This window comes from Streptomyces durbertensis, from assembly GCF_014156695.1.
GTDB lineage: Bacteria > Actinomycetota > Actinomycetes > Streptomycetales > Streptomycetaceae > Streptomyces > Streptomyces durbertensis.
Genome location: NZ_WMLF01000769.1, coordinates 1 through 1,307 on the forward strand (window position 1 = coordinate 1; position 1,307 = coordinate 1,307).

Here is a 1,307-nt window from a genome sequence, read left to right on the forward strand (position 1 = left end):
GTTCGGCGGTCGGCGTCGGGGCCGGGGCTGTGGTCATCGGACGGCGACCTCCCGGGGGGCCGGGTGCTGGGGAGCGGCGGTCGGTCGCGGCGGGGTGGGGTGGAACTCGGTGAGCGCCTGGTCCGTCATGTCGCGGGCGTGGCGCAGGCCGATGCGGTCGAAGGTGCTGCGGAGTTCGGTGAGGTCGGCGACCGTCGCGGAACGGTCGCGGCCGAGGTGGGCGAGGGACTTGACGAGGCCGAGGCGGGAGAGCGCGGTGCCGCGCGGTTCGCTCATCGCCTCGAACTCGGCGAGCGCCTGCTGGTAGACGGCTCGTGCCTCGTCGTAGCGGGCGGCGCGGTAGAGGACGTTGCCGCGCATCTTGTGGTTGTAGGCGAGGGCGCTGGAGAGCTTCATCTCGCGACAGGTGGCCTCGGCCTCGGAGAGGAGGGAGAGGGCCTGGCCGGTGGCGCCGTCGCGGATGGAGAGGACGTCGGCCATGCCGCGCAGGGCCCATGCGTGGCCGCGCCGGTCGTCGGCCTTGGCGGCTATCTCCGCGGCTTCGCCGAACATGGCGAGGGCGGTGTCGTAGGAGCCGGTGTTGCGGTGGATCTGGGCGATGCCTTCGAGCGCCCAGACGGTGTGGCGGGCCTCGCCGCGTCGGCGTGCCTCGGCGAGCAGCTTCTCGTGCAGGGCGGCGACGGTCTTGTAGTCCCCCTGTATTCGGCCGGTTTCGGCCATGCCGGCGAGGGAGTAGCCGCGGGCCACGACGTCGTTGCCGCGTTCGCCGAGGTCGGCGGCGTGGGCGAGGAGGCGGTAGGCGAGGTTGAGGGCGCCGCGTTGGCGGGCGAGGGTGCCTCCGCTCCACAGGGCCCAGGCCATCGCGCCGAGGGCGCCGACCGAACGGGCGGTGCGGTAGCTGGTCTTCCACGCGCGGTCGGCTTCGGCGACGTTGCCGAGGCGGCGGTGCGCTTCGGCGACGGCGAGCAGCGCGCGGGCGGCGTCCTCACGGGTGCCGGAGCGTTGGGCTTCTCCCAACCGGGCGAGGCCCTGGGCGAGTACGTCGGTCAGTGAGGAGTTCACCGACAGGGTGGTGAGCGCGCCCTGGTACTCGGGCGCGAAGGCCTTGCCGTACATGTGTGCCTTTCGCCGGACGACCGTGATCGGACGGCTCGACTATACACACGAGGTATACACCGAGTGTGTAATGGCTTGTGTGTGGGCGTGGCGGCGCGTCGGCATGGGTGCGGCTCGATGAACTGCGTTGCCATGAAGGCTGGTTGGTGCTGACGGGCGTCCCTGGCCGCTTGGCGGCGGTCCGTGTGGAC

General features: G+C 72.1%; 1 protein-coding gene. It reads right to left on the bottom strand.

Annotation, left to right across the window (positions count from 1 at the left end; genetic code table 11):
- Positions 1–33 precede the first annotated feature (33 nt).
- Complete coding sequence (locus GL263_RS26660) at positions 34–1,116, bottom strand: tetratricopeptide repeat protein (protein WP_182858298.1); 1,083 nt, start codon at positions 1,114–1,116, stop codon at positions 34–36.
- Between the last annotated feature and the right edge of the window lie 191 nt (positions 1,117–1,307).

Bases quoted from the DNA above. Each gene is read 5' to 3' on its own strand.
- GL263_RS26660 (WP_182858298.1), bottom strand. From the start codon at position 1,116: ATGTACGGCAAGGCCTTCGCGCCCGAGTACCAGGGCGCGCTCACCACC.